The organism is Photorhabdus sp. HUG-39 (assembly GCF_963878365.1).
GTDB classification, from domain to species: Bacteria; Pseudomonadota; Gammaproteobacteria; order Enterobacterales; family Enterobacteriaceae; genus Photorhabdus; species Photorhabdus kayaii.
On sequence record NZ_CAWNWY010000031.1, the window covers coordinates 1 to 26,219 of the forward strand.

Annotated in this window: 25 protein-coding genes; 5 read left to right on the forward strand and 20 right to left on the reverse strand. The window is 42.3% G+C overall.

Going from position 1 to position 26,219, the window contains the following annotated elements:
• Positions 1–312: 312 nt before the first annotated feature.
• The 4 genes from hemG to pepQ are packed head-to-tail and all read right to left on the reverse strand — an operon-like array spanning position 313 to position 4,307.
• Complete coding sequence (hemG, locus tag AAC155_RS17745) at positions 313–849, reverse strand: menaquinone-dependent protoporphyrinogen IX dehydrogenase (protein ID WP_113043617.1); 537 nt, start codon at positions 847–849, stop codon at positions 313–315.
• 23 nt (positions 850–872) lie between these two features.
• Positions 873–2,324, reverse strand: a complete 1,452-nt coding sequence (trkH, locus tag AAC155_RS17750) for a Trk system potassium transporter TrkH (RefSeq protein ID WP_113043571.1) — start codon at positions 2,322–2,324, stop codon at positions 873–875.
• A gap of 37 nt (positions 2,325–2,361) precedes the next feature.
• Positions 2,362–2,973: an IMPACT family protein gene (locus AAC155_RS17755; protein WP_113043572.1), complete on the reverse strand. Its 612-nt coding sequence runs from the start codon at positions 2,971–2,973 to the stop codon at positions 2,362–2,364.
• Positions 2,973–4,307, reverse strand: coding sequence for a Xaa-Pro dipeptidase (pepQ, locus tag AAC155_RS17760; protein WP_113043573.1), 1,335 nt, complete (start codon positions 4,305–4,307; stop codon positions 2,973–2,975). The genes AAC155_RS17755 and pepQ overlap by 1 nt, the downstream gene beginning before the upstream one ends.
• A gap of 273 nt (positions 4,308–4,580) precedes the next feature.
• Between pepQ and fadB the strand changes: the two genes are divergently transcribed.
• Positions 4,581–6,767 (forward strand): fatty acid oxidation complex subunit alpha FadB, encoded by a 2,187-nt coding sequence (fadB, locus tag AAC155_RS17765; protein WP_113043574.1) that lies wholly within the window; start codon positions 4,581–4,583, stop codon positions 6,765–6,767.
• 11 nt (positions 6,768–6,778) lie between these two features.
• Complete coding sequence (gene fadA / locus AAC155_RS17770) at positions 6,779–7,945, forward strand: acetyl-CoA C-acyltransferase FadA (protein ID WP_113043575.1); 1,167 nt, start codon at positions 6,779–6,781, stop codon at positions 7,943–7,945.
• Between the two features lie 82 nt (positions 7,946–8,027).
• Here fadA and fre read toward each other — a convergent pair whose 3' ends face one another.
• Both fre and ubiD read right to left on the reverse strand, forming a co-directional pair.
• Positions 8,028–8,729 carry an NAD(P)H-flavin reductase gene (gene fre / locus AAC155_RS17775; RefSeq protein ID WP_113043576.1) on the reverse strand — a complete coding sequence of 234 codons (702 nt, stop codon included), beginning with the start codon at positions 8,727–8,729 and terminating at the stop codon, positions 8,028–8,030.
• A 10-nt stretch (positions 8,730–8,739) separates the two neighbouring features.
• Positions 8,740–10,212, reverse strand: coding sequence for a 4-hydroxy-3-polyprenylbenzoate decarboxylase (gene ubiD / locus AAC155_RS17780; protein ID WP_112878800.1), 1,473 nt, complete (start codon positions 10,210–10,212; stop codon positions 8,740–8,742).
• Positions 10,213–10,823: 611 nt separating this feature from the next.
• Here ubiD and rfaH point away from each other — a divergent pair.
• The gene (gene rfaH, locus AAC155_RS17785) at positions 10,824–11,312 is read left to right on the forward strand and encodes a transcription/translation regulatory transformer protein RfaH (RefSeq protein WP_113043577.1); all 489 of its coding nucleotides are present in this window, start codon (positions 10,824–10,826) and stop codon (positions 11,310–11,312) included.
• A 49-nt stretch (positions 11,313–11,361) separates the two neighbouring features.
• Here rfaH and hemB read toward each other — a convergent pair whose 3' ends face one another.
• The 9 genes from hemB to AAC155_RS17830 all read right to left on the reverse strand — a co-directional run bounded on the left by hemB (position 11,362) and on the right by AAC155_RS17830 (position 19,318).
• Positions 11,362–12,375, reverse strand: coding sequence for a porphobilinogen synthase (gene hemB, locus AAC155_RS17790; RefSeq protein ID WP_113043578.1), 1,014 nt, complete (start codon positions 12,373–12,375; stop codon positions 11,362–11,364).
• Positions 12,376–12,484: 109 nt separating this feature from the next.
• Positions 12,485–13,267, reverse strand: coding sequence for a Sec-independent protein translocase subunit TatC (gene tatC, locus AAC155_RS17795; RefSeq protein WP_011148498.1), 783 nt, complete (start codon positions 13,265–13,267; stop codon positions 12,485–12,487).
• Between the two features lie 21 nt (positions 13,268–13,288).
• The gene (gene tatB / locus AAC155_RS17800; RefSeq protein ID WP_113043579.1) at positions 13,289–13,732 is read right to left on the reverse strand and encodes a Sec-independent protein translocase protein TatB; all 444 of its coding nucleotides are present in this window, start codon (positions 13,730–13,732) and stop codon (positions 13,289–13,291) included.
• Between the two features lie 3 nt (positions 13,733–13,735).
• Positions 13,736–13,996, reverse strand: a complete 261-nt coding sequence (tatA, locus tag AAC155_RS17805; RefSeq protein WP_113043580.1) for a Sec-independent protein translocase subunit TatA — start codon at positions 13,994–13,996, stop codon at positions 13,736–13,738.
• Between the two features lie 223 nt (positions 13,997–14,219).
• Positions 14,220–15,860, reverse strand: a complete 1,641-nt coding sequence (gene ubiB, locus AAC155_RS17810) for a ubiquinone biosynthesis regulatory protein kinase UbiB (protein WP_113043581.1) — start codon at positions 15,858–15,860, stop codon at positions 14,220–14,222.
• Positions 15,847–16,497, reverse strand: coding sequence for a ubiquinone biosynthesis protein UbiJ (ubiJ, locus tag AAC155_RS17815; protein ID WP_113043582.1), 651 nt, complete (start codon positions 16,495–16,497; stop codon positions 15,847–15,849). Before ubiJ ends, ubiB begins: the two co-directional genes overlap by 14 nt.
• Position 16,498: 1 nt before the next feature.
• Positions 16,499–17,254, reverse strand: coding sequence for a bifunctional demethylmenaquinone methyltransferase/2-methoxy-6-polyprenyl-1,4-benzoquinol methylase UbiE (gene ubiE, locus AAC155_RS17820; RefSeq protein ID WP_113043583.1), 756 nt, complete (start codon positions 17,252–17,254; stop codon positions 16,499–16,501).
• Positions 17,255–17,326: 72 nt separating this feature from the next.
• Positions 17,327–18,622, reverse strand: coding sequence for a DNA recombination protein RmuC (rmuC, locus tag AAC155_RS17825; protein ID WP_387493078.1), 1,296 nt, complete (start codon positions 18,620–18,622; stop codon positions 17,327–17,329).
• A gap of 165 nt (positions 18,623–18,787) precedes the next feature.
• Positions 18,788–19,318: a DedA family protein gene (locus AAC155_RS17830; RefSeq protein WP_113043585.1), complete on the reverse strand. Its 531-nt coding sequence runs from the start codon at positions 19,316–19,318 to the stop codon at positions 18,788–18,790.
• 92 nt (positions 19,319–19,410) lie between these two features.
• Between AAC155_RS17830 and AAC155_RS17835 the strand changes: the two genes are divergently transcribed.
• Positions 19,411–19,533, forward strand: a complete 123-nt coding sequence (locus AAC155_RS17835) for a hypothetical protein (protein WP_262405156.1) — start codon at positions 19,411–19,413, stop codon at positions 19,531–19,533.
• On the opposite strand, the gene AAC155_RS17840 is transcribed toward AAC155_RS17835, so the two are convergent.
• Both AAC155_RS17840 and udp read right to left on the reverse strand, forming a co-directional pair.
• Positions 19,518–20,300, reverse strand: coding sequence for a tyrosine-protein phosphatase (locus tag AAC155_RS17840; protein ID WP_113043586.1), 783 nt, complete (start codon positions 20,298–20,300; stop codon positions 19,518–19,520). The genes AAC155_RS17835 and AAC155_RS17840 overlap by 16 nt on opposite strands.
• Positions 20,301–20,394: 94 nt before the next feature.
• Positions 20,395–21,150, reverse strand: a complete 756-nt coding sequence (gene udp / locus AAC155_RS17845; protein ID WP_113043587.1) for a uridine phosphorylase — start codon at positions 21,148–21,150, stop codon at positions 20,395–20,397.
• A gap of 738 nt (positions 21,151–21,888) precedes the next feature.
• Here udp and pcp point away from each other — a divergent pair.
• A complete protein-coding gene (gene pcp, locus AAC155_RS17850; protein WP_113043588.1) occupies positions 21,889–22,545 on the forward strand; it encodes a pyroglutamyl-peptidase I in 657 nt (218 codons plus the stop codon).
• A 174-nt stretch (positions 22,546–22,719) separates the two neighbouring features.
• Here pcp and AAC155_RS17855 read toward each other — a convergent pair whose 3' ends face one another.
• The 3 genes from AAC155_RS17855 to metE form a co-directional block, all read right to left on the reverse strand.
• Positions 22,720–23,553, reverse strand: coding sequence for a dioxygenase family protein (locus tag AAC155_RS17855; RefSeq protein WP_113043589.1), 834 nt, complete (start codon positions 23,551–23,553; stop codon positions 22,720–22,722).
• The gene (locus tag AAC155_RS17860; RefSeq protein WP_158536601.1) at positions 23,499–23,639 is read right to left on the reverse strand and encodes a hypothetical protein; all 141 of its coding nucleotides are present in this window, start codon (positions 23,637–23,639) and stop codon (positions 23,499–23,501) included. Before AAC155_RS17860 ends, AAC155_RS17855 begins: the two co-directional genes overlap by 55 nt.
• Before the next feature lie 281 nt (positions 23,640–23,920).
• The gene (gene metE, locus AAC155_RS17865) at positions 23,921–26,197 is read right to left on the reverse strand and encodes a 5-methyltetrahydropteroyltriglutamate--homocysteine S-methyltransferase (RefSeq protein WP_113043590.1); all 2,277 of its coding nucleotides are present in this window, start codon (positions 26,195–26,197) and stop codon (positions 23,921–23,923) included.
• Positions 26,198–26,219: the final 22 nt, after the last annotated feature.

Consider the following 26,219-nt stretch of genomic DNA (forward strand, 5'->3'; position numbering starts at 1 on the left):
GACTTTAAAACGTATTTTTTTGTGATACGGTCTTGTGAGTGCCCACACAGATTGTCTGATTAATTGTTAAAGAGCAGGCTGAAATAAAACGTGATATTCTCGTTCAGCCGGGCTGCGTATACTACGCTTTTCGCCCGCAGAGTCAAGCGCTTATTAGCTTTTTCTCTGCCCGACCTCACAATGTTTATCAGCGTTGTGTCGGTCAGTGGTGGCGCATTATAGGGCGTTCTTTGACGCTGGCAAGCGTTTATTTAAAAAAAACTGCCGTTAGCAGTTTTTTTCAACAAAATACTGATAAAAAGAACAAATAGGTCATTTTTTACTCACCATTTTAAGGAAATCATCGGTAAAATGATTAACTTGCTGCCAGTCGGTATATTCAACTTCTTTAGTTGTATCAGTTTCCCCACCGGTCATTTTCATAATTATTTTAACCATTATCCGATCCAACCAATGATAACGAGGATAAAGTAATGCACCAGCAAAAACACCACACAAATCTGGCTTCCACGGGGTATTAAATAGAAACTTACGAACATACACATTCGTTTCTGGTGTACGTTTCTCTGGCTTCCTTGCTGTCAAATTTACGCCAAAAAATGCGGTTGGCATTTTATTAAGTTGTTGTTGATGACAGATTGCAAACTTTTTCAGTGCTGAATTGAAATGACCATATCTGATCGAAGCTCCAACCATAATCTTGTCATAAGATTCCAAATTGATCGTTTTTACTGTTGCTAAATCTCTGAGCTCGCATACCTCCCCTGATCTGCGTAGATTTTCAGCAATGCGGGTAATGATTTTCTTAGTCTGTCCATCCCGACTGGAATAAAGTAATAAACAATTCATAGCCATATCCCTCTCCCAATAGACTATTCACGCCAGAAGGTTGGTGTAAATAAAACTAATAAAGTGAATACTTCCAAGCGGCCAAACAACATCGTTATAACTAATATCCATTTGGCTGCCGGATTCATTGCAGTGAAGTTATCCGCAACAACACCCAACCCTGGCCCTAGATTATTTAGTGTAGCGGCTATTGCAGAAAACGCAGAAAGTTCATCTACACCAGTTGCGATAAGTAATAATAAACTAATGATAAATACCAAAGCATAAGCAGAGAAGAATCCCCAAACAGCTTCAATAATTCTTTCAGGTAATGCTCTTCGCCCTAGCTTGAGGGTATAAACCGCATTTGGATGAACCAATCTCTTCAATTCACGGGAACCTTGCAGGAATAGCAGTAAGATACGAATCACCTTCAGTCCTCCTCCCGTCGAACCTGCACAACCCCCAATAAAAGCGGAACACAACAGCAGTATTGGCAAAAATGATGGCCAACGAGCAAAACTATCTGTGCTGAACCCAGCTGTTGTCGCCATTGAAACAACCTGGAAAAAAGCTTGGTTTAGTGTCTCTATCCCCGACTTATAAATAGCGTGATGCCATAAGATCAGAGTGCAAATAATAACAAGCACTAATTGAATGGAGATAAACATACGGAATTCAGGGTCCCGCCAATATACTGTCAGGCTACGTCCCGTTAATACCGCGAAGTGCAAACCAAAGTTACAACCAGAAATCAGTAGAAAAATCGCAATAATGGTATTTATCGCGGGGCTATTGAAATAACCAATACTCGCGTCATGTGTAGAAAATCCACCAATTGCGATAGTTGAAAAACTGTGAGAAATGGCATCAAAAACTGACATACCCGCAGCCCATAACGCTAAAGCGCAGGCGATTGTCAGTAACACATAAATCAACCATAAAGTTTTTGCTGTTTCAGCAATTCGCGGGCGCATTTTATTATCTTTCAAGGGGCCAGGCATTTCAGCCCGATAGAGCTGCATTCCCCCAACCCCAAGTAGAGGCAGTATTGCAACAGCCAGCACTATAATCCCCATACCACCTAACCATTGCAGCATCTGCCGGTAGAAAAGAATCGCTTTAGGCAAGGAATCAAGCCCAATCAGTGTCGTAGCACCCGTTGTTGTTAAACCGGAGAAAGATTCAAAAAATGCATCTGTAATAGAAAGATTTGGCTGTTCAGAAAAAATGAAAGGTAAAGCCCCAACACTACCAAGTACTGTCCAAAACAAAGCAACGATAAGAAACCCTTCCCGGGGCTTTAATTCATGTTTTTGCTCCCGATTTGGTATCCAAAGCATCAAACCGATAATTAAGGCAAAAATAAATGTCTGACTAAATGCACGCCCAGCGCCATCACGATAGATAAGTGCTACCAACCCTGGAATTATCATGGTGACAGAGAAAAGAATGACAAGCAGCCCAACAATACGGGTTATGGCACGAAAATGCATTTAGCTGGTTCCTTAGAAATCCAGTTACAGAGAATATTTACAGATCAGGTGTTAAATACAGTACACCGCGACTTAGATCACGTAATTTATCACCGACTTCCCCCACTAAGGTAGCTGGAAGTGAAATTCGCAAAGTAACATTCTCTGCATACTCACTGGAAATAATTTGCCCTGATGATTTCTGTAATAACTGTTCAATCATAGAGATATGGGCATATTCACACTGCAAGGAACAGGGTTTCTGTGGAACCTTATTTTTTGTCTCCAGCAATTTCAGCGCCTGTTGGGCACCACTTCCATATGCCCTTACCAACCCACCGGTACCTAATTTTATTCCACCAAAATAGCGAACAACAACCGCGGTTATTTCACCGATATTATTTCCCATAAGTTGGGACAGTATCGGCTTACCTGCGGTTCCTGAAGGTTCCCCATCATCTGAAAAACCCAACTGTTGTGAATCATCCGGTGCACCAGCAACAAATGCCCAGCAGTGATGGCGGGCATCAGGGTACTGAGCTTTGATTTTCTGGATAAACGCTTTAGCCTCATCCACCCCGTCAGTATGCTCCAGCAAGGTAATAAAGCGACTTTTTTTAATCTCTTCAGTAAAACTCACTGAAGCTGCGGGTATCAAATAAGGCTTCATTATGGCAATTGAAGATCCCGAGTCATGTTTTCCACTTTATTTTCATGGATCACAATATTATCTTCAATACGAATACCACCGAAAGGTTTAAGCGTCCCAATTTTATTCCAGTCAAAATGTTTGCTGAACTCACTTTCACGCCAAGATGCAAGCAGCGATTCGATGAAATAAAAGCCTGGCTCGATAGTCAGCACCATGCGAGGTTCTAGAATACGGGTACAACGCAGATAAGGATACATATCCGGAGCGGCTAAATGTGTACCTGTATCATCCTGCATAAACCCTGCCACATCATGGACCTGTAATCCAAGAGGGTGACCAATGCCATGTGGAAAGAATGGCGTTGTCAGTCCTTTTTCAACCATGACTTCTTCACTGACATCTTTCACGATACCATATTTTTTCAACAACTTAGCAATCCGATGATGCATCTGAATATGATATTCGGTATAGCGAACTCCTGCTTTAATTGTACTAATTAACGCTTTTTGTTCAGCATCCATATCTTTAATTAGAGAAGCAAATTCATTATTACTTTTTGCTGAATAAGTGCGGGTGATATCTGCTGCATAGCCATTATATTCAGCACCGGCATCAATCAGGAAACTACGAATATCCGAAGGTGCATTGTGCTGCAATGCAGTGTAATGCAAAACAGCCGCATTCTCATTCATAGCAATAATATTGTTATAAGGCACATCTGTATCACGATGACCTGTTGCCATAAGATAAGAGATATTAATATCAAATTCACTCATCCCAGCCTGAAATGCTTCATAAGCTGCCAAATGCCCGACAATAGCCGTTTTTTGTGCTTCACGCATACAGACTAGTTCATAATCTGTTTTGTATGAACGATGGAAATGCAAATAATCAAGAACAGACTTTGGATTAATATTGCGTTCAGAGAAACCAATCTCTTTTGCTCTTTGCAGTGAACAACCGATGTAAGCAACATTCTGTTTCACATAAGTGCTTAACTCTAAATTGATATCTCCAGCATTTGCCAGATGAATCATTTCAACTTCTTTAGTCCAGTAGCTAGTCGGCAATGGTTCTACGCTGTGCCAATAATCTACCGGCGAGTAAAACCATAATTTAGGTTTATTAATACCATCTACCCACAACCAGCAATTAGGCACTTTAGTTACTGGTACCCAAGCTTTGAAGTAAGCATTAACTTTGAAAGGGTAATCTCTATCATCAAGAAAAATACGCTGTAACTCACCAGAGTGAATAAGCAAAGCATCAAATTGATTACGGGCCAATGCTTCACAGGTACGTTGCTGCAATGTAGAGATATGTTCGTGGTACAGAGATGCCAACTTTTCCATTTCAATTGACCTTTTTTATTTTATGACTAAACCATTAGCTTATCACAACCGTTGATATTTGCAGGTATCACCCAAAAATCTTCTCAATTTATCGACCCCCACTAACACCTTATTTATCAAGATATAAAAACAATTATTGCCAATGAGATACAAATCTCACTTGTGATCACCCTTGCAAAAAACTAATCACTCATTTGCATTTACTTAACATAATAACCACAATCAAACCCATCTGGTCATACCAGATGGTATGCGCTCATTTAGGAGAACGACATGCTCTATCAAAGTGAAACAATTCAAGTAAGCTGGTTGAAAGATGGCATTGCTGAACTGGTTTTCAATGCCCCAGCCGCGATTAATAAACTAGATACCAAAACCGTTGCATCTCTCGATAAGGCTGTTACCAGCCTAGAGCAACAAACTGGATTGAAAGGCGTTTTATTACGTTCTGAAAAAGCCGCATTTATTGTTGGTGCAGATATTACTGAATTCCTCTCTTTATTCGATTCACCTGTAGAAAAACTGCAAGAATGGCTTAACTTTTCAAATAGCATTTTTAACCGGATAGAAGATTTACCCGTACCAACCATTTCAGCAATAAACGGTTATGCTCTTGGTGGTGGCTGTGAATGTGTTCTGTCTACAGATTTCCGTGTGGCCTCCCCGGATATACGCATTGGGCTGCCAGAAACCAAACTTGGTATTATGCCTGGTTTTGGTGGCTCAGTTCGCCTTCCACGCCTGATCGGGACTGATAATGCACTGGATATCATTGCCGCAGGTAAAGACATTGGTGCAGAAGAAGCATTGAAAAACGGTTTGATTGATGCTGTTGTTCCCAAAGAAAAATTGGTTGATTCCGCAGTATCAATGCTGGAACAAGCAATTGCAGGGAACCTTAACTGGAAAGCCGCACGTCAGCCAAAATTAGAGCCTTTGAAACTCAATGAAATTGAACGAGGCATGAGTTTTAGTGTGGCAAAAGGTATGGTGATGAAAGTCGCCGGCCCTCATTATCCAGCTCCTATCACCGCAGTTAAATCCATAGAAAAAGCCGCTACATTTGGTCGCGATGAAGCATTGAAACAGGAAACCGCCAGCTTCATTCCTTTAGCACAGACAAATGTTGCCCGTGCCTTAGTGGGTATTTTTCTTAATGACCAGTACATAAAAGGACTGGCAAAAAAACATCTGAAAGAAGTCACAACACCTGAGTATGCCGCAGTTCTTGGTGCTGGAATTATGGGTGGTGGTATAGCCTATCAATCTGCCCGCAAAGGGATTCCTGTCATGATGAAAGACATCAGCCAGCAAGCCCTTGAATTAGGTATGAATGAAGCCGCGAAACTTCTAAACAAGCAGTTTGAACGTGGCCGTCTAGATGCTATAAAAATGGCGAGAACCCTCTCTTCTATTCAACCTACCTTAAATTATGCCGGTATCGAACAGGCTCAAATCGTGGTTGAAGCTGTAGTAGAGAATCCTAAAATCAAAGCGGCTGTACTATCAGAAACTGAAACTCTGGTTAATGAAGATTGTGTCCTAGCTTCCAACACATCAACAATTCCAATTTCAGAATTAGCTAATTCCCTAAAACGCCCGGAAAACTTCTGTGGTATGCATTTCTTCAACCCGGTACACCGCATGCCATTGGTTGAAGTAATTCGCGGTGAAAAAACTTCTGAAAAGACAATTTCAACCGTAGTCGCCTATGCCAGCAAAATGGGTAAAACTCCGATCGTCGTTAACGACTGTCCAGGGTTCTTTGTAAACCGGGTACTGCTTCCTTATCTCCTTGGCTTCGGTCTGCTATTGCGTGATGGTGGTGATTTCCGCCAAATAGACAAAATCATGGAGAAAGAATTTGGTTGGCCAATGGGTCCTGCTTATCTCATTGATGTTATTGGTCTTGACACTGCACATCATGCTCAATCAGTCATGGCCCAAGGGTTCCCAGATCGTATGCAGCGTGATTATAAAGATGCCATTGATGTTTTATATGACAATCAACGTTACGGGCAGAAAAATGGCCTTGGTTTCTACAAGTACACTCAAGATAAGAAAGGTAAGCCTAAAAAAGAGCAGGACGAGCAAACAGACCAACTGCTGGCAACTATCTGCCAACAGAAGAGTAATTTCTCCGGTGAAGAGATCATTGCTCGTACTATGATCCCGATGATCAACGAAGTTGTCCGTTGTCTGGAAGAAGGTGTCATTGCCAGCCCAGCAGAAGCCGATATGGCTCTGGTTTATGGCCTTGGTTTCCCTCCATTCCACGGTGGTGTTTTCCGTTATCTGGAAACAATGGGAACAGCGGCTTACGTAAAAATGGCTGAAAATTATGCTCACCTCGGTGCTCTTTATCAGGTACCACCTGGTCTGAAAGCCAAAGCTGAACGTAATGAAAGTTACTACTCTACAGCAGCAACGATTGCTGTCAGCACCGGAAAAACAGCGTGAGGTCTGGAAACATGGAAAATGTAGTCATTATTGATGGCATCCGCACCCCAATGGGGCGCTCAAAAGGTGGTGCATTCCGTCAGGTCCGGGCTGAAGATCTCTCCGCTCACCTGATGAAAGAGCTATTTAAACGTAATCCGGCAATACAGCAACATGAAATCGATGACATCTACTGGGGCTGTGTACAGCAAACTCTAGAACAAGGTTTCAACATTGCCCGTAATGCAGCTTTACTGGCAGATATCCCTCACTCTGTACCAGCCGTGACTGTTAACCGCCTGTGCGGTTCATCAATGCAAGCGCTGCATGATGGCGCTCGTATGATCATGACCGGAGAAGCTAATGTCACACTGATTGGTGGTGTAGAGCACATGGGCCATGTTCCAATGACACATGGCGTGGATTTCCATCCTAAAATGAGTCTGAGTGTTGCCAAAGCCGCAGGAGTCATGGGCTTAACCGCTGAAATGTTGGCAAAGATTCACCATATCAGCCGTGAAATGCAAGATGCATTTGCACTCCGTTCACACCAACGAGCAACACAAGCAACGCAATCAGGTGCATTCTCCAATGAGATATCACCGGTTTATGGTCACGATGCCGATGGCATATTGAAACGGTTTGATTACGATGAGGTAATCCGTTCAGATGCTAATCTGAAAGATCTCGCCGCTCTGCGTCCTGTATTCGATCCAGTAACAGGTTCAGTCACAGCAGGCAGCTCTTCTGCTTTATCCGATGGTGCGTCTGCAATGTTGATAACCAGTGAAAGTTATGCCAAGAACCTGGGGCTGAAACCTCGTGCCCGTATCCGTTCTATGGCAGCTGTTGGTTGCGATCCTTCCATTATGGGATATGGCCCGGTCCCTGCTACACAAATGGCGCTCAAAAAAGCAGGTTTAGTACTAGGTGATATTGGCGTGATTGAACTAAACGAAGCATTTGCCGCTCAATCACTTGCCTGCCTGAAGGGCCTGAATTTGTTGGACGGTATGGATGACAAAGTTAACCTGAATGGTGGCGCAATTGCTCTCGGTCACCCACTAGGCTGCTCAGGTGCTCGCATCACAACAACATTGTTGAACTTAATGGAACGCCGCGATGTTCAGTTTGGCCTGGCAACCATGTGTATCGGTTTAGGCCAAGGTATCGCCACCATTATAGAAAGAATGGATTAAGAACTTATCTGTAAGAATTATTATAACTGAGTCGTTGTTGCCGTAATTCCCGCCTGTCAGGGGCGGGCTTTTTATTATTATTTTAAATGAATTCGAAAGCATCACCATACATGTTGTCAGTAGAAGCATCACGCTCACCACAAAAGCGCTCTCGAGCAATTTTTGCCATTTCAAATCGCCCTGCAATGTAGATATCATAATTGGCCAAACTACCAAAATCCTCTAGTACCGCTTTAAGCACTGTTCCTGTACGTCCACACCAACCATTCTCTGACTGTTCAACAACCGGAACAACCTTCAAATTAGGGTAGTGCTCTGTAAGTAACTGTAATTCAGCAAGATCATATAAATGTTGTGATTCTCTGCCCCCCCAATACATAGAGATCTGGCGTTCAGGTTGTTCTTCCAACGCTGTCAGCAATATAGAACGGGTATAAGAAAACCCCGTACCGCCTGCAATTAATAATAGCGGATTAGTGCTGCTTTGACGAAACCAGGCTTTACCATGAGGGATATCAATATCGATCACTTTCTGATCCAGAATTCTATCCATCACAGCCATTGCATACAAATTCAGTTCAGAAGCACCAATATGTAATTCAATAAACTCCTTTTCTGAAGGCGTTGATGCCATTGAAAATGGACGTTTATCTCTCTCACCCATTACCACCATCAGATACTGACCAGCGCGGAATGAGAACGGAGAATCGGGAAGTAACCGTACCCGATAAACCGTATCAGTAATAGCCTCTACAGAGGTTACTTTGCAGCTCAGTGTTGTCATGCGTTCCCTCTTATGGTCCTAAAATATCTAATTCATCCCAGATTTTGTCGACGCGGGTACGCACTTCTTCACTCATCACAATAGGACGTCCCCATTCCCTCTGCGTCTCTCCCGGCCATTTGTTCGTTGCATCCATTCCCATTTTCGAACCCAATCCTGAAACCGGTGATGCAAAATCGAGATAATCTATCGGAGTATTCTCCATTAATACTGTATCTCTTGCCGGGTCCATCCGCGTAGTGATTGCCCAAATGACATCGTTCCAGTCTCTGGCATTGATATCATCATCACAAACGATAACAAACTTTGTATACATAAATTGCCGTAGATATGACCAAACCCCCATCATGACCCGCTTGGCATGACCCGGATATTGTTTCTTCATAGTCACGACGGCAAGACGATAAGAACAACCTTCAGGAGGCAGATAAAAATCGACAATTTCAGGAAACTGTTTTTGTAAAATCGGTACCAGCACCTCATTCAATGCAACCCCCAACACAGCAGGTTCATCCGGCGGACGGCCAGTATAAGTCGAGTGATAAATAGCATCATGGCGCTGAGTAATATGTGTCACAGTGAACACCGGGAACATATCGATTTCATTATAATAGCCCGTATGGTCACCATATGGCCCTTCTGGAGCTAACTCGCCAGGCTCAATATACCCCTCCAATACGATCTCAGCACTTGCTGGTACCTCCAAGTTATTTGAAAGACATTTCACAACTTCTGTTTTATATCCTCTTAATAACCCGGCAAATGCATATTCCGATAATGTATCAGGAACTGGCGTCACAGCCCCCAATATTGTCGCTGGATCAGCCCCCAAGGCAACAGCCACCGGGAAACGTTCTCCTGGATGTGCCTGACACCATTCCTGAAAATCAAGCGCACCACCACGATGAGATAACCAGCGCATAATGAGTTTATTTTTACCCAATACTTGCTGACGATAGATACCAAGATTTTGCCGCTCTTTATTCGGGCCACGAGTGACTGTCAGCCCCCAAGTAATCAACGGCGCAGCATCCTCTGGCCAACAGTGCATAATCGGAATACGGGTTAAATCTACATCGTCACCAACCGAAACATGTTCCTGACAAGGCGCAGTATTAAGCCGTTTAGTTGGCATATTAAGGACTTGCTTAAATTTCGGTAGCTTATCCAGTAAATCACGAAAACCTTTCGGAGGATCGGGTTCTTTCAAAAAAGCTAGCAGCTTACCCACATCATGCAAGGCTTTAACATCTTTCTGCCCCATCCCCATAGCAACACGCTCAGCAGTACCGAACAAATTACACAATACAGGCATTGAATAACCTTTGGGATTTTCAAACAACAAGGCAGGCCCACCAGCGCGAAGGGTACGATCTGCAATCTCAGTCATCTCCAAATAAGGATCAACTTCAAAACTGATGCGTTTCAACTCACCTTTATGTTCCAATAAGGTTAGAAAATCTCTTAAGTCACGGTATTTCATACTATTCATTTATGCCGGTTTTTAAGGGGGAAAACATTATAAGCCATCCCACTCAGCTTTTTTGTGTTTTTTTCAGAAGACTACAAAGTAAACCAATAAGTTACTAAAAAGCAATGAGGTTAATTCAACCTTGCGACCTTAAAGTCAAATACAACGAAATAGAGGCTAATAAGTTAATATTTGAGCATTAAATTGCCCAGTAAGATGTTTAGTTGGAACATATTGCATTGGAACATCTCGATACCTTTGTTCTTACCACAGAAATAATGCTATCACTATCTCCTCTGGGTTCACTGCACAAGATGCAGCCAATTGATCACCACGGATTTCCCATATGGCTACTCAATGACTATCAAATTTTGCAATTACTCAACAGAAATACTGATATTTTTCTTTTATTAATATTTACTGAACAAATAACAACCAACTTTATATTAATTACTTTATCTGTTACTTACCAAAATATTACTCATCGCTTTTTTATTGAAAAACATAGGACCCACTCATAACAATAAATATGCATCATTAAACAATTATCACTAAGATAATACCTGTAATGCCCTTTTCTATTTTGCTATGCTTAATAGTCATTAGATTAAGGTTAAATAAAGATGGAAAACTGGTACCTCATTTACTGTAAACGTGGGCAAATTTCACGAGCAATAGAAAATCTGGAACGACAAGATGTTGCTTGCCTAACTCCTACCGCGAGAATTGAAAAAATAACCCGTGGTAAACGTACTGTGAATATAGAACCACTTTTTCCTAATTATCTGTTTGTTCAGTTTGACCCTGAAATTATTCATACTACAACTATCAATTCAACACGCGGTGTTAGCCACTTTGTCCGTTTTGGCGTGCACCCTGCTATCGTACCGGAAACACTGATTAAAGAGATCGTATCAGCAACTGAGCAAGAATATGTATCACCAGATACACCTGTGGCTGGCGATACCGTATTAATCACCGAAGGTATTTTTGAAGGATTGCAAGCTATCTACAATGAGCCAGATGGAGAAACCCGTTCTATTCTGTTACTTAATATTCTGAATAAACAATTACCTAAGGCACTTGATAATAAGCAGTTTGTGAAAATTTAACCAGACAAAAAACGGGCAGAATTTACATTCGCCCGTTTTTAATCAAATATTAATGCTTCTGTTCATATAACTGTTGAGCAACCTGTTTCGCAAAATAGGTCAGTACACCATCTGCTCCTGCACGCTTGAAGCATAACAGAGACTCCACAATTACCTGTTCTTGTAACCAACCATTCTGGATAGCAGCCATGTGCATGGCATATTCGCCAGATACTTGATAAGCAAAGGTTGGTACACCAAATGTGTCTTTTACCCTGCGAATAACATCTAGGTAGGGCATACCTGGTTTTACCATTACAGTGTCAGCGCCTTCCTGCAAATCCTGTGCAATCTCCTGCAATGCTTCATCACTATTCGCAGGGTCCATCTGATAGGTTTTTTTATTGCCCCCTTTCAGATTACGATTTGAACCGATTGCATCACGGAATGGGCCATAATAACTAGAAGCATACTTAGCGGAGTAAGCCATAATTTGAGTATTTACATGTCCTTCCGTTTCAAACAGTTCACGGATTGCTCCAATACGCCCATCCATCATGTCGCTCGGCGCTACAATCTCAGCACCAGCTTCTGCATGTGACAATGCCTGTCTGCCCAAGATCTCTTTGGTGACATCATTCATTACATAACCATCTTGGTCGATGATCCCATCCTGACCATGTGTAGTAAATGGATCTAATGCTACATCAGTTAGTAACCCTAGTTCAGGAACAGCATTTTTCAACGCCCGAACCGTACGCTGAATCAACCCATCAGGGTTATAAGCTTCTTCCGCATCCAGAGATTTTTTATCTGCTTCAATAACGGGGAACAGAGACAATACAGGAATCCCCAGTCGGGCAATCTCTTCAGCTTCTTTCAGCAAAAGATCCATCGTCAGACGATACACCCCTGGCATAGAAGGCACTTCTTGACGACGATTAGTACCCTCCATCACAAATACAGGATAGATTAAATCATTAACAGTTAATTGGTTTTCAGCAACCAGACGGCGGGAAAAATCATGACAGCGCAACCGGCGCATACGTCGACCAGGGAAAGTTCCTGGAAATGCATAGCTCATATAGCTCTCCTAACTCAAACCCAGCGCACTCGCGCTGGGTTAATTAATATGCTATCGCTTCGTGCTAATTATCTTAGCACTACAGAACAACATGTTAAGATTACTATTATCACTTTTCCGTATTCACTTCTGGCGCTTCCTGCTCATCTTCCTCTGAACGATCCCCCAATTTCCGCTGTCCGGTATAAAAACGGGAGAGCAAAATCCCCAATTCAAACAGCAGATACATAGGAATAGCCAGCAAGGTTTGCGAGAAAACATCCGGCGGCGTTAACAACATGCCAACAACAAAGGCCCCGACCAAAATATACGGACGCTTTTTCTTTAAGGATTCCGGTGTAACTACCCCACTCCAACATAACAAAATAATGGCAACGGGTACTTCAAAAGAGACACCAAAGGCCATAAACAGTGCCATGACAAAGCTTAAGTAGTTACTGATATCCGTTGCAATCAGCACCCCTTCAGGCGCCGTTTTAGCAAAGAATCCAAAAGCTATCGGAAATACAACAAAATAAGCAAACGCCATCCCCAAATAAAATAGCAGGCTACTGGAAACAAGCAAAGGGATCATCAAGCGGCGTTCATGCTTATATAACGCAGGTGCAATAAATGCCCATACTTGATAGAGAACCATAGGTGCAGATACGAATATTGACACCATGATGGTCAGTTTTATTGGCGTAAAAAAGGGAGAAGCAACATCTGTCGCTATCATACTGGCACCTTGAGGCAACTGCTTAATCAAAGGTGCAGAAATCATCTGATAGATGTCGTTAGAAAAATAAACCAATGCTAAAAAAACCACTAATACAGTAAGTAAACTGTTTAGAATTCGCTTACGCAGTTCAATAAGGTGACTGATAAGTGGTTGAGTATCATCAACAGCCATGTTTTAGTGTTCACCATTAACTTAATTAGAAGTTTTTTTCTTTGTTGCAGAAGCCGCTTGATCATCCACTAGAGCAGAAGGTCCAGATGAAGCCACAACCTGAGACGCTGCTGGCTTTTGTGCCACCTCATTTATTTCTGATGCGTTCATACTCCCCGCATCAGGTTCATTTTGGTATGCTTTTTTCAAAGACTCAGCAGTTTCTTTTAGCTCATCCATCGAAGCTTTTAGTTCCGGGGATAAATTCTGCAACCCCGCTTCTTCTTGAACTTTTTTCAGGCTTTCTTGGAGCTCCTGCAATTTCAGCTCTTGGGCCAACTCATTTTGGACGTTAGCAGCTAAAGAGCGCAGTGCCCTGATCCAACCAGCAACCGTTTTTACTGCCACCGGTAGCCGTTCTGGCCCCAAAACCACCAAGCCAATGACCATAACCAGCAGCAACTCACCAAAACCAATGTCAAACACGGTTTATACCTGCTCTTTGTTTTTGCTCTCAGATGGTTCAGATTGAGCTACAGATTGTCTTTCAGTAATGTTTTTAGTCTCAAAATCGGCATCACTACTGGTTTTTTGAGCCTGTTGAGGCTGATTATCATCCCCTATCGCCTTTTTAAAACCTTTAATAGATGCCCCAAGATCAGAACCTAAAGTACGGAGTTTATTTGTGCCGAACAACAGCACCACAATGACCGCAATAATGAGTAACTGCCAAATGCTTATACCACCCATTCTGATTCACCTCTATTCAACAGGGATTATTTTAATAGCTCATTATACCCGTTATCTTTCAAGTTGCCTCTTTGTTGGCTGCACTCGCTCACCCCAGTCACATAGTTATCTATGCTCCCGGGGATTCACTCCCTTGCCGTCGCGACGCATCTTGAAATCTTTAGGGTATATATATACGACGAACTATAACCAATCTTCAAAAAAATCTGACCTAAGACAAATTTTACTCAACTTTATTCAGACGACACCAGCCAAATAACCATGAAACGGTACCCGCGCCTATAAACAACCAAGGAATATTTGCTAAGCCAGATAACAAAAACAAGCTGCCACAGAGAAACAATATCGCACCAACACCAAGCAAATACTGCGACTGCCGCTGTTTTATCTGTTGCCCTTTCAAATGACCTGATAGCTTCTCAATGCTCACCTGCAAATGTTTATGCTGCTGAAGACTGTCATACACTAATTCAGGTAGTTCTGGCAACTTTTCTGCCCAATAAGGCGCCTTTTCTTTCAACGCTCGGATAACAGCCGGCAATCCAACCTGGCTATGTAACCACTCCTCCAGAAACGGTTTTGCTGTTTTCCACAAATCAAGCTGTGGATAGAGCTGCCGTCCTAATCCTTCTACATACAAAAGCGTCTTCTGTAGAAGAACTAACTGAGGCTGCACTGCCATATTAAAACGACGTGCAGTATTAAATAGATTCAGAAGTACATGACCAAATGAAATTTCAGCAAGTGGCTTCTCAAATATTGGCTCACAAACCGTACGAATTGCAAATTCAAAATCTTCAACATTGGTATCACTAGGAACCCAGCCTGAATCCACATGAAGCTCAGCAACTTTCCGGTAATCACGATTAAAGAAAGCAATAAAATTCTCAGCCAGATAACGTTTATCATCTTTATTAAGAGAACCAACAATACCGTAATCAATACCAATATAAAACGGATCTTCAGGATGTTCATAGCTGACAAAAATATTTCCCGGATGCATATCAGCATGGAAGAAGCTATCGCGAAAAACCTGTGTAAAAAAGACCTGTACGCCCCGTTCGGCCAGCAATTTCATATTGGTATTCTGCGCTTCCAATGCTTCAATATCAGAAACAGGGATACCATAAACCCGCTCCATTACCAGAACATTTTCACGGCAATAATCAGAATAAATTTCCGGTACATAAAGCGTTGAACTATTTTCGAAATTACGGCGGAGTTGAATTGCATTAGCCGCTTCACGCAGCAAATTCAGTTCATCAATTAACGTCTTCTCGTATTCACGTACAACTTCACGAGGACGTAAACGACGTCCATCGGGTAATAACATTGGTACCCAATTAGCCAGACGGTACATTAACCGGATATCCGCTTTGATAATCGGCAGAATATCAGGGCGGATGACTTTGATAACAATTTCCTGTCCATTCTCTTTTAACCGAGCAGTATGGACCTGAGCAATTGAAGCAGAGGCCAGAGCAATAGGTTCAAAATCATCAAACCAGGTTTCCAATGCCCCTCCTAAAGCGGTTTCAACATATTGACGCGCCAGAGCACCATCAAAAGAGGCAACTCGGTCTTGCAACAATGCCAGTTGATCCGCTATTGCTGGAGGAAACAGATCACGCCGCGTTGAAAGCATCTGTCCAAATTTAATCCAAACAGGCCCTAATTCCTGTAAGGCAAGCCGTAATCTCTCCCCAAGTGATTTATCTTTATGTCTATTTGGGATCCAGAACAACAAATAACGACCAAAACGAAGAGGCCAAGTTAGGCGAATCCGAGGAATTAGCTCCTCTAATCCGTAAGAAAGAAAAACCCGTATGATCAAATAAAGGCGCCTTAATTCACCTGGAGTCATATTTTCCCTCTAATACTGCCAATCGTTGTTCTATTTGCTCGATATCTTTGGCCAACATGCTAACTTCTTCACTGAAATAAGCCACTTCAAGCTGATTTGGGGCCAGTTTCCATTCTTCCGTTAACGCTTCCGCCAGATAATTTTTCTGGCATTCCATTGAGCCGGAAACACACTGAAATCCCTTTTTAAGGGCTTGACTAATACTTTCGGCAGCGATATCCCCGAAATAAGGAGAAAGATAATGGGCCAAATCCCATTCAACCATATCTAACAAAGCAGACCATTGCTGAACAACCTGCATATCCCCTTCAATAACCATTTCACCGCTATTGAGCAACTTGGAAATTTGTTGGCGATCCCGTAGTTTAAGCAAAGCAGAAAAGTGAGTTTTAACAGTGCAATCGGCAGATTCACCCCATTGGCTTAATACGTCCACCTGTTTTTCACTGAACACCAACGTGAGTGGTGTATTCATTTCTTTTAATTCTATCGACAAAACTTTGTCCACCAGCCGCATACGAGCTGGCCTTAACACGGGTTCACGGTACAACAGGTAATTCAACGATGTTTCCATCACTGCGGTTAAAACCGGCGCAAGTGTGGAATTAATAACTGTACTCAGTGATGGTCTTTCCATCTCAGAATTTAAAACCTCTGTGTAGTGCAACAATGCCGCCAGTCATATTGGTATAAGTCACCTGTTCAAAGCCAGCTTCTTCCATCATCGTTTTAAGCGCATCCTGATCAGGATGCATACGGATGGATTCCGCCAAATAACGATAACTGTCAGCATCCTGCACAAAAACCTGACCAATCTTTGGCAGCACATGGAAAGAATAAGCATCATACGCTTTGCTTAACGGAGCGAACAAAGGCTTAGAAAATTCAAGTACCAATAAACGCCCACCCGGCTTCAACACCCGAAACATAGAACGCAGGGCTTTTTCTTTTTCAGTAACATTGCGCAGCCCAAAAGAGATAGTGATGCAATTAAAATAGTTATCAGGGAAAGGCAACGCTTCCGCATTAGCCTGCACATAGCTGACATTACCAACAATACCAACATCACGTAATTTCTCACGCCCAACCTTCAGCATAGATTCATTGATATCAGCAAGAACAACTTCGCCTTTTTCACCAACTATGCGAGAAAATTTGGCGGTCAGATCTCCGGTACCACCGGCTAAATCAAGTATCCTCTGACCTCTGCGCACCCCACTGGCATCAATAGCCATACGTTTCCAGATACGATGGATACCAAACGACATTAAATCATTCATTAAATCGTATTTCGCTGCAACAGAATGAAACACTTCGGCCACCATGCCTGCTTTTTCATCCTTTGCTACAGTACGGAAACCAAAATGCGTGGTTTGTTTCGTTTGGTCTACCATGTTATTTGCCCATTTTTTATTCAAAGCGTTATAAAAGTGTATCAGCCTTTCAGATAAAACCCTATCCTGGTATTAATCATTAGCGCAGAATGATTGGCTGGCTTTATCAACCAATTCAGGATCAATCGGACGTTTCACCTCAACACCTAAATTACGAAAACTCTCCGCCTGACTTATCAGGTTGCCACGTCCCTCAGTCAACTTTTTCATTGCCAGTCGATAATTAAGTTGAGCCTTATCCAAGCTTTGCCCCAAACCTTGCATGTCATCGACAAACAAACGCATTTTATCGTACATACGGGCAGCCTTATCGGCGATTAAACGCGCATTTTGGCTTTGATAATCATAGCGCCACAAGTTATTAATAGTACGCACAGCAACCAACAATGTTGATGGACTAACTAGCATAATATTGTATTTAAGTGCTTCATCAAGCAGCTCAGGCGCCTTGTTCAGCGCAACCAGATAAGCGGGTTCAACCGGAATAAACATCAATACATAGTCCAACGATTTCAGCCCAGGCAACTGCTGGTAATCTTTGCGGCTCAAACCACGGATATGACCTTTAATTGAGTCGATATGTTCTTGAAGGGCTAATTCCCGCTGATGCTGATCTTCACTATTAAAATAACGCTCATAAGCAACCAGCGACATTTTGGCATCAATCACCACATCTTTCCCTTGCGGCAAATGAACAATAACATCGGGTTGGAAACGGCGGTTACCCTCTACCTTGATATTCACCTGAGTGCGAAATTCATGTCCTTCCCGTAAACCAGAAGCTTCCAAAATACGAGCCAACACCACTTCCCCCCAATCTCCCTGAATTTTATTATTACCTTTAAGGGCATTTGTCAGATTGATAGCTTCCTGCGCCATCTGGACATTGAGTTGCTGTAAATTACGGATTTCATGTGCAAGAGTATGCCGTTCACGGGCTTCCTGACCAAAACTCTCCTGTACTTGCCGATGAAGGCCATCGAGCTGTTCACGAAATGGTGCCAAAAGCGTATTGAGACTTTGCCGATTTTGTTCATCAGTACGGCGCCCCGTTTGTTCAAAAATACGATTAGCCAAATTCTCAAATTGAGTATTCAAACGTAGTTCACTGTTGATCAGCAACCGCTGTTTCTCTTCAGCCGCAAGGCGACTCTCTTCCAGACGTGTCGTCACTTCCCGCAGTTCAGATTCTTGCACGCTATTGATTTCTCTCTGAGCCCGCAATTCTTGGTTCAATTGTTCGCATTCAACCCGCCAATAAGCGGATTGTTCAAGTTTCTCATTGGCAACGGCAAGCTGGCTGTCCAATTTCCGTAATTCCAACTCTTGTTGTTGAATACGTTGATGAACGGAGAACCAAACGAGAATACCACCACCCAAAAGACCGCCAAGTGTACCTATCAACGTATATAACAACTGGATACCCACCGGTACTTCCTCTATCTAATGCTTAGACCAGATAAACTAAATTGCCACTGTATAGATGTCCAGAATGATTTATACAGATGGTTCAGTCTGCGAAGCCGCTCCCAATTAACTCACCCATTTCACTAACCATTGCAAACCAAATGCTCCTGGAGCTAATACGCCAAAAGACCAGATAAGTGCGGAACAGATATTGGCAATCTGGAAGTAGCGCAACGGCATGGTACAAATGCCCGCGACTAATGGCACAATTGCACGGAATGGCCCAAAAAACCGACCAAGGAAAATGCTCCAGATACCCCAGCGCTCAAAAAAATTATGCGCTCGTGTCAGCAGTTGTGGTTTACGGGAAATCGGCCAGATTTTACCAACATCACCTTTAAAATACGCACCGGCGATATAGGATACCCAATCGCCCAAAAAGGCCCCTATCGCGGCTGCCAACCAAATTGACCAGAAATTAAGGCCACTTTCACCTATTAATGCACCTAACCCAAGCAATATGATTGTTGCAGGTAATAACAATGAGAAAAAAGCCAGAGATTCACCAAAAGCAAGTAAGAAAACAATCGGCATGATCCAGGTATCGTGTGCTTTAACAAAAGCGATTACCAACTCAACTATTTCATGAAGGCTCAAATTCAAATTCCTATATTGATTAATATACCCTATGGATTTCAAGATGCATCGCGACGGCAAGGGAGTGAATCCCCGGGAGCATAGATAACTATGTGACTGGGGTGAGCGAGTGCAGCCAACAAAGAGGCAACTTGAAAGATAACGGGTATACTACATTCAATTTAACCACCGCTGCATTAACCAGAATTAAACCAACTTTTTATTCAAGGAAATAACCTTGTAATTTCTTACGAGCAGCAAAATCAAGGCCAAGATCTTTCTCCAGCCATATATCTACACTGCCATAATGCTGGTTAATACTGTTTAATGCCGTCATTAAAAACTCTTCTCTCACGGAATAAACATAAGCGAATTTATCAACCACATCGTCACTCATGGTTTTCGCATGCTCATTTAACAGATATTCACGGTAAGGAGCCAAAGTAGAGTGAGTCACTAAATAATCTTCCATTACCGTATCCAAATCAGCCCCCAATGCAAATAATACCAGCGCGGAACCTACACCGGTTCTGTCTTTACCTACCGCACAATGCTGGACTATCCCACCTTTTTCCGGTTGTTGCAGTAATTTAACTAATGTCTTATAGGCTGAATTTTTTAGAGGCAGTAATTCATAAAGACGGAACATAAATGCCTGAGGATTAAATTGTTCCAACATCTCTGACGCCAATTTTTCCAGATTTGCATTCACTTCATCAGATAAGGGATTGGCCGGAGCATGATGATAATTAGCGCCATTCCATATCAAATCGGGTTTATCCACTATTTCACTGATATCACGATAATCTATGATTTGAAAGAGATTTTTATTTGCCAGGAAAGATTGGTCTTGTTCTGTTAAGCGATCCAGAGAACCAGAACGGAAAAGCAAGCCTGATTTGATTTTTCCACCACTCGCGACTTTTTTACCGCCTAAATCACGAAAATTAATCCCTCCATTAAGGGGAAGCACTGATGGATGCAATAAAGATGTTGTGATCATGATGACTTTTAATCAGTTGTTAGGTATTAACACATTAACAGATTTCTATTCAAAATAAGAGTGAGCCGGAATACTCCGGCCCAAAAAGTATGATTTACAACAAACGGCGAGCAGCTTCTACTACAATCCCCAATGCGTTACTTTCTGTTTTCTCAAGTAATTCAACATTAGGAATCTCCTGCTGAGTACGGTTAACAATAACACCGGCAACCATACCTGCACGCAGCCCTTGGCTTGCACACATTGTTAATAAAGTTGCCGATTCCATTTCATAATTCATAACCCCCATCGCCTGCCATTCAGCCATTGAACCTTTAAAATGGCTCACAACACGGCCAGAATAGGTATCGTAACGCTCCTGGCCGGGATAAAAAGTATCGGAAGAGGCCGTTACCCCCACATGTACCATTGCACCTAAATCTTTTGCTGCTTCGTACAGAGCTGTCGTACATTCAAAATCGGCAACCGCCGGGAATTCCATCGGAGCAAAATGCAGGCTGGCACCATCCAAACGAACAGCTGCGGTGGTAACCAACACATCACCAACATTGATATTTTCCTGAATTGCACCTGTTGTGCCGATACGTAAAAAAGTACGCACACCCAATTGCGCTAATTCTTCAACAGCGATAGAGGTTGACGGGCCACCAATGCCCGTAGAGCACACAATGACAGCTTTACCATCAATTTCTGCCCGCCATGACGTGAATTCACGTAAAGAAGCAAGATGAACGGGGTTATCCATCAATCTTGCGATTTTTTCCACACGTTTCGGATCACCCGGAACAATAGCTAACGTTGCGCCTTGCAGGTCGCTTTTGGTCAGACCTAAGTGAAATACATCAGACATATCAGACTCCTCAGCAAGAAGAATTTATAATGAAATTAGTTGAGATCTACTGTATTGATCATTTAGACATCTTTTAGTGATAAATGTCACCTTAAAGTAATATAAAAAAGAAAAACGTACATTATTTTGAGATATAAATCACAAAAAAAACACAAAACGGACAAAACAGGGCGTTTTCTTCCATCCATAAACTAACTTGAATGAGTTCATATTATGGGAAAAAACAACCAATTGTTTAATTATATTTAAACGTACTGGGAAAAATATATCACGGACTATCTCATCGAAATATTTTCTCCTTGAGAGTTAATAGCGGTTAATATCCATCCCATCACAAAGAAAAAATTATCGTTTCACAACTCAGTCATAAAACAAAATATTTCCCATAAACTATCAACTTAAGCAAATATTAAATCACCGGCGCTATTAAAATATTTTCTTAACATTGATAAACCAACAACGCAATAAGCTGAATTATTTTGAAAATAATTTTCTCTTACGATGAACATATTAAAAAATTAACTGTATACCCTATGGATTTCAAGATGCATTGTGACGGCAAGGGAGCGAATCCCCGGGAGCATAGCTAACTTTGTGACCGGGGTGATCGAACGAAGCCAACAAACAGGCAACTTGAAAGATAACAGGTATGTCAAATAAAAATATCACGGTTATCATTTATAGGATGCATATTGTTTAGGTACGTTAGAATCTTTCCACCATATAAGGGTACTATCTATGACGACACAGAAAACAGTTTTAATTACAGGTTTTGAGCCTTTCGGCAAAGAAACGACTAATCCATCATGGGAAGCAGCTAAACAACTGCAAGGGCGAGAATTATGCGGGGCCCACATTGAGGCGCGTCAGCTTCCGTGTGTGTTCGACGTCTCTCTGTCTTGTCTGTATGCTGCTATTGATGATGTGCAGCCTGATCTGGTTATTGCCGTGGGGCAGGCAGGCGGTAGACCAAATATTACCGTGGAACGCGTGGCAATTAATATCAATGATGCTAGCACTCCTGATAATCAAGGCAATCGGCCTATCAATACCCCCATAATCGCAACAGGCCCTGCCGCCTACTTCGCCACATTACCGATCAATGCGATAGTCAAAAGTTTGTGTGAAGCAGGAATCCCTGCCTCCATTTCACAAACCGCAGGTACTTTTGTCTGTAATCACGTCATGTATGGCTTGTTGCATCATTTGGCATGCATCCATCCTGAAATACGCGGTGGATTTATCCATATTCCTTTTCTACCTGAACAAGCAGTTCGGTATTCAGGCGCTCCGAGTATGATCCTGGAAACAATTAGAACAGCACTGGAAATTGCTATCGCTGGAGCATTAAAAAACAGTGAAGATATCGCCATTAATGGAGGCACAACTCATTAATTCGATATTCTGCTTGCAGGACTAAAATTTTTTTCTCTGAGAAAACAACAGGCACAGAAAATATAATCTACTGATAATATCAATCAAACAGTAAAGATAATCCTCTCTGTGCCTGCACAATATTCATATGTAAACTATTATTACATTGAAATTTAGTTTATTCAACAAAACCGGTCATACCGTATGAAAATATAAATCATCTTTAGTTATGAAATTAGATATATTTTCCAAGTCTATCGATAGAATTATTTCACCCAGTATCCCACGGTTAATATCAGATTCATCTATTTTTGTTACTTTTATTTCTGAAAGGTGACCATTCATATTTTTAAAATATTCATCCTCATGATTTTTTGTTCTGATTACCCTCTGTTTTGAATACAGATCATATTTATAAACAGCTGTATTTATTTCTTCTGGAAAATACATTTGACCAACAAAAGCAAAGTGCTCTTTGTCAGTTATATCTGTACTCAATTTTCTGATTGCAACATGAATATGAGTCGCTCTACCAGCATAAAACCCAGGATAAATAGTCGTAAAATTAACTATCCCATTCTTATCCGATGGTTGGGCTCCTCTTAGAAAATTTTTATCATCAGTTCTATTGATAGAAGCTATTCCAGCAACGTTAGGTACTATATCGGGGCTGATATAACTCCAACCAGAATATTTCCCCCGACTATTACAATGCCAGATATCAATAAATAAATTATCAATGGGTTTACATGTTTTTTTATCCATGACAGTAATTTTCAATAAAAAAGGTATTCCTACTTCTGAATCGGTAATATCCCTTCTTACAATTTTGTCATTTCGGAAATACGGCCCTGATATCTGCTCTGGCGCAAGCGTACATACGCCTATTCCATGTTGTGGGGATAACTTTGTTTCCGCACGAGCTAAACTCATCGGAGCAAGTGCAGCAGTCGCTGTAATAACAGCACTACTTTTTAAAAAATTTCTTCGAGAGCTACTTTTCTTACCTTGCAACTTATTAACATCCATATAATCCTCTCTTTAATTATTAAGTTTCTATACCCGTTATCTTTCAAGTTGCCTCTTTGTTGGCTGCACTCACTCACCCCGGTCACATAGTTACCTATGCTCCCGGGGATTCGCTCCCTTGCCGTCGCGATACATCTTGAAATCCATAGGGTATATTACAATGCTTCCATCTTGTTACTACCCGGGTTATTTTGTTAATAAAATGTATTTTTTCAAATACCAATATGGCATATATAAGTTACTAAAAGTTTGGTAACAGAAAAGATCCCAGCCAAGCCGCACCTCTACGTGCTATTGCAAAAAGAAAGATTATTTTATGAAAAATGCCCATCACCAATTAAAGATGACAGGCAAATTACAGGATACGTTATTTCACTGATTCACGGAGGCGTTTCGCTGCTTGTACCATGTTTGCCAGTGACTGGCGAGTTTCAATCCAACCACGGGTTTTCAGGCCACAATCCGGGTTAACCCACAAGCGTTCGACCGGAATACGATCAGCCGCTTTACGTAACAGTGCTTCAATCCATTCAACACTAGGTACGTTAGGTGAATGAATGTCATAAACCCCCGGCCCGATCTCATTCGGATAAGAGAAGTTTTCGAATGAATCCAACAGCTCCATATCTGAACGGGAAGTTTCAATGGTAATCACGTCCGCATCTAATGCTGCGATGGAAGGCATGATGTCATTGAACTCGCAATAACACATATGAGTGTGAATCTGTGTGTCATCTTTGGCAATTGCAGCATTCAATTTAAATGCTTCTACCGCCCAATCTAGATAGGATTGCCACTCTTCCCGGCGCAGTGGTAAACCTTCCCGCAATGCTGGCTCATCAATCTGGATGATACCAATACCCGCTTCTTGCAAATCGTCCACTTCATCACGCAGTGCCAATGCAATCTGTTTAGCAATCGTCTCACGGCTGACATCTTCCCTTGGGAATGACCAACAGAGAATTGTCACCGGCCCGGTTAACATCCCTTTGACAGGTTTCTCCGTCAGCGATTGAGCATATTTAGCCCATTCTACCGTGATAGCTTCTGGACGACTGACGTCGCCAATAATCACTGGTGGCTTCACGCAGCGGGACCCATAGCTCTGAACCCAACCATTCTGCGTAAAGACAAAACCGTCGAGGTGTTCACCGAAGTACTCCACCATGTCGTTACGTTCAGCTTCGCCATGAACCAATACATCTAATCCTAAACGTTCTTGTTCGTTAATTGCCTGCTTAATATGTTCACAGATATTGGTACGATAGCTGGCACCATCTACCCGGCCTTTTTTGAAATCCAAACGCAAGCCACGAATTTCCGTCGTTTGCGGGAATGATCCAATGGTTGTTGTCGGCCACAATGGCAAGTTATAGCGCTGACGCTGTATTTCCGCACGCTGTGGGTATGGCTGATTACGCTCACTGTCCTGTGGCTTAATTGCCGCCAGGCGCTCAGTAACAGCCTGATTATTCACCCGTTTAGATTCACGACGTGCACGGATTGGCGCACTGTAAGCATCCAATTCTGCTTGTTTACTGCCATCTGGCTGATTCAATGCCGCAGCCAGCAAAGCTAACTCCTCACATTTCTGCAATGCGAACGCAAACCAGCTTTTCACCTCTGCATCAAGCGCAGTCTCATCACTCAGATCAATAGGGCTATGCAGAAGAGAACAGGAAGAACCGATCCACAGTGTACGGCTACCTACCAATGGCTTAATTAGCTGATGCTTAGCGGTTAAATCAGCACGCCATACATTACGACCATTAATCACACCAAGGGAAAGCACCCAATCTTTCGGCAATGACTCATTCAGTTGCGCGATATCATCCTGACCAGCAACCAGATCCACATGTAGCCCTTGTACCGGCAAAGATTTAATCGTTTCTAGATTGTGACCAACGCTATCGAAATAGGTAGTCAGCAATAGTTTAACCTGTCCTTGAAGTGCCTGATAAGCAACCGGATAAGCTGCCAACCACTCTGCTGGCAGTTCCAGTACCAGCGCAGGTTCATCAACCTGAACCCATTCGATACCACGTCTAGCTAACTCAGCTAATACTTGCTGATAAACAGGAAGAATATCTTTCAATAAAGAGAGACGATCAAATACCTGACCTTTCACTTTACCCAACCACAGGTAAGTTATCGGCCCCAGTAAAACTGGTTTCACTTGATGGCCCAGAGATAAGGCTTCATCCACTTCTTCTAGTAACTGAGTCCAACTCAGCTTAAATTCCTGCCCTTGCTGAAATTCCGGCACAATATAATGGTAGTTAGTATTAAACCATTTAGTCATTTCTGCGGCGGCGGCAGGTTCACCCGTCGGCGCACGACCGCGAGCAATACGGAACAGTGTATCTAGATCAATCGTGCCATCTGGATTCTGGTGACGCGGTGGCACATTACCGAGTAGTAAACTGGTGGTTAGAACATGATCATACCAAGCGAAATCACCAACCGGCACTAAATCAACACCAGCCTGCTTTTGTTGTTCCCAGTGACGGGCACGTAACTCACGGCCAGTTTCCGATAATTCTTGCTGAGAAATTTTCCCTGCCCAATAATTTTCCTGAGCCTTTTTGAGTTCTCTTTTCAAACCGATACGTGGAAAGCCAAGTGTGTGATTAATAGTCGTCATTTCATTATCCCGTCATTTTTAG

Excerpts from the sequence above, each read along its gene's own strand:
- hemG (WP_113043617.1), bottom strand. The coding sequence starts at position 849 with ATGAATTGTTTATTACTTTATTCCAGTCGGGATGGACAGACTAAGAAA.
- trkH (WP_113043571.1), bottom strand. The coding sequence starts at position 2,324 with ATGCATTTTCGTGCCATAACCCGTATTGTTGGGCTGCTTGTCATTCTT.
- AAC155_RS17755 (WP_113043572.1), bottom strand. The coding sequence starts at position 2,973 with ATGAAGCCTTATTTGATACCCGCAGCTTCAGTGAGTTTTACTGAAGAG.
- pepQ (WP_113043573.1), bottom strand. The coding sequence starts at position 4,307 with ATGGAAAAGTTGGCATCTCTGTACCACGAACATATCTCTACATTGCAG.
- fadB (WP_113043574.1), top strand. The coding sequence starts at position 4,581 with ATGCTCTATCAAAGTGAAACAATTCAAGTAAGCTGGTTGAAAGATGGC.
- fadA (WP_113043575.1), top strand. The coding sequence starts at position 6,779 with ATGGAAAATGTAGTCATTATTGATGGCATCCGCACCCCAATGGGGCGC.
- fre (WP_113043576.1), bottom strand. The coding sequence starts at position 8,729 with ATGACAACACTGAGCTGCAAAGTAACCTCTGTAGAGGCTATTACTGAT.
- ubiD (WP_112878800.1), bottom strand. The coding sequence starts at position 10,212 with ATGAAATACCGTGACTTAAGAGATTTTCTAACCTTATTGGAACATAAA.
- rfaH (WP_113043577.1), top strand. The coding sequence starts at position 10,824 with ATGGAAAACTGGTACCTCATTTACTGTAAACGTGGGCAAATTTCACGA.
- hemB (WP_113043578.1), bottom strand. The coding sequence starts at position 12,375 with ATGAGCTATGCATTTCCAGGAACTTTCCCTGGTCGACGTATGCGCCGG.
- tatC (WP_011148498.1), bottom strand. The coding sequence starts at position 13,267 with ATGGCTGTTGATGATACTCAACCACTTATCAGTCACCTTATTGAACTG.
- tatA (WP_113043580.1), bottom strand. The coding sequence starts at position 13,996 with ATGGGTGGTATAAGCATTTGGCAGTTACTCATTATTGCGGTCATTGTG.
- ubiB (WP_113043581.1), bottom strand. The coding sequence starts at position 15,860 with ATGACTCCAGGTGAATTAAGGCGCCTTTATTTGATCATACGGGTTTTT.
- ubiJ (WP_113043582.1), bottom strand. The coding sequence starts at position 16,497 with ATGGAAAGACCATCACTGAGTACAGTTATTAATTCCACACTTGCGCCG.
- ubiE (WP_113043583.1), bottom strand. The coding sequence starts at position 17,254 with ATGGTAGACCAAACGAAACAAACCACGCATTTTGGTTTCCGTACTGTA.
- AAC155_RS17840 (WP_113043586.1), bottom strand. The coding sequence starts at position 20,300 with ATGATCACAACATCTTTATTGCATCCATCAGTGCTTCCCCTTAATGGA.
- udp (WP_113043587.1), bottom strand. The coding sequence starts at position 21,150 with ATGTCTGATGTATTTCACTTAGGTCTGACCAAAAGCGACCTGCAAGGC.
- pcp (WP_113043588.1), top strand. The coding sequence starts at position 21,889 with ATGACGACACAGAAAACAGTTTTAATTACAGGTTTTGAGCCTTTCGGC.
- AAC155_RS17855 (WP_113043589.1), bottom strand. The coding sequence starts at position 23,553 with ATGGATGTTAATAAGTTGCAAGGTAAGAAAAGTAGCTCTCGAAGAAAT.
- metE (WP_113043590.1), bottom strand. The coding sequence starts at position 26,197 with ATGACGACTATTAATCACACACTTGGCTTTCCACGTATCGGTTTGAAA.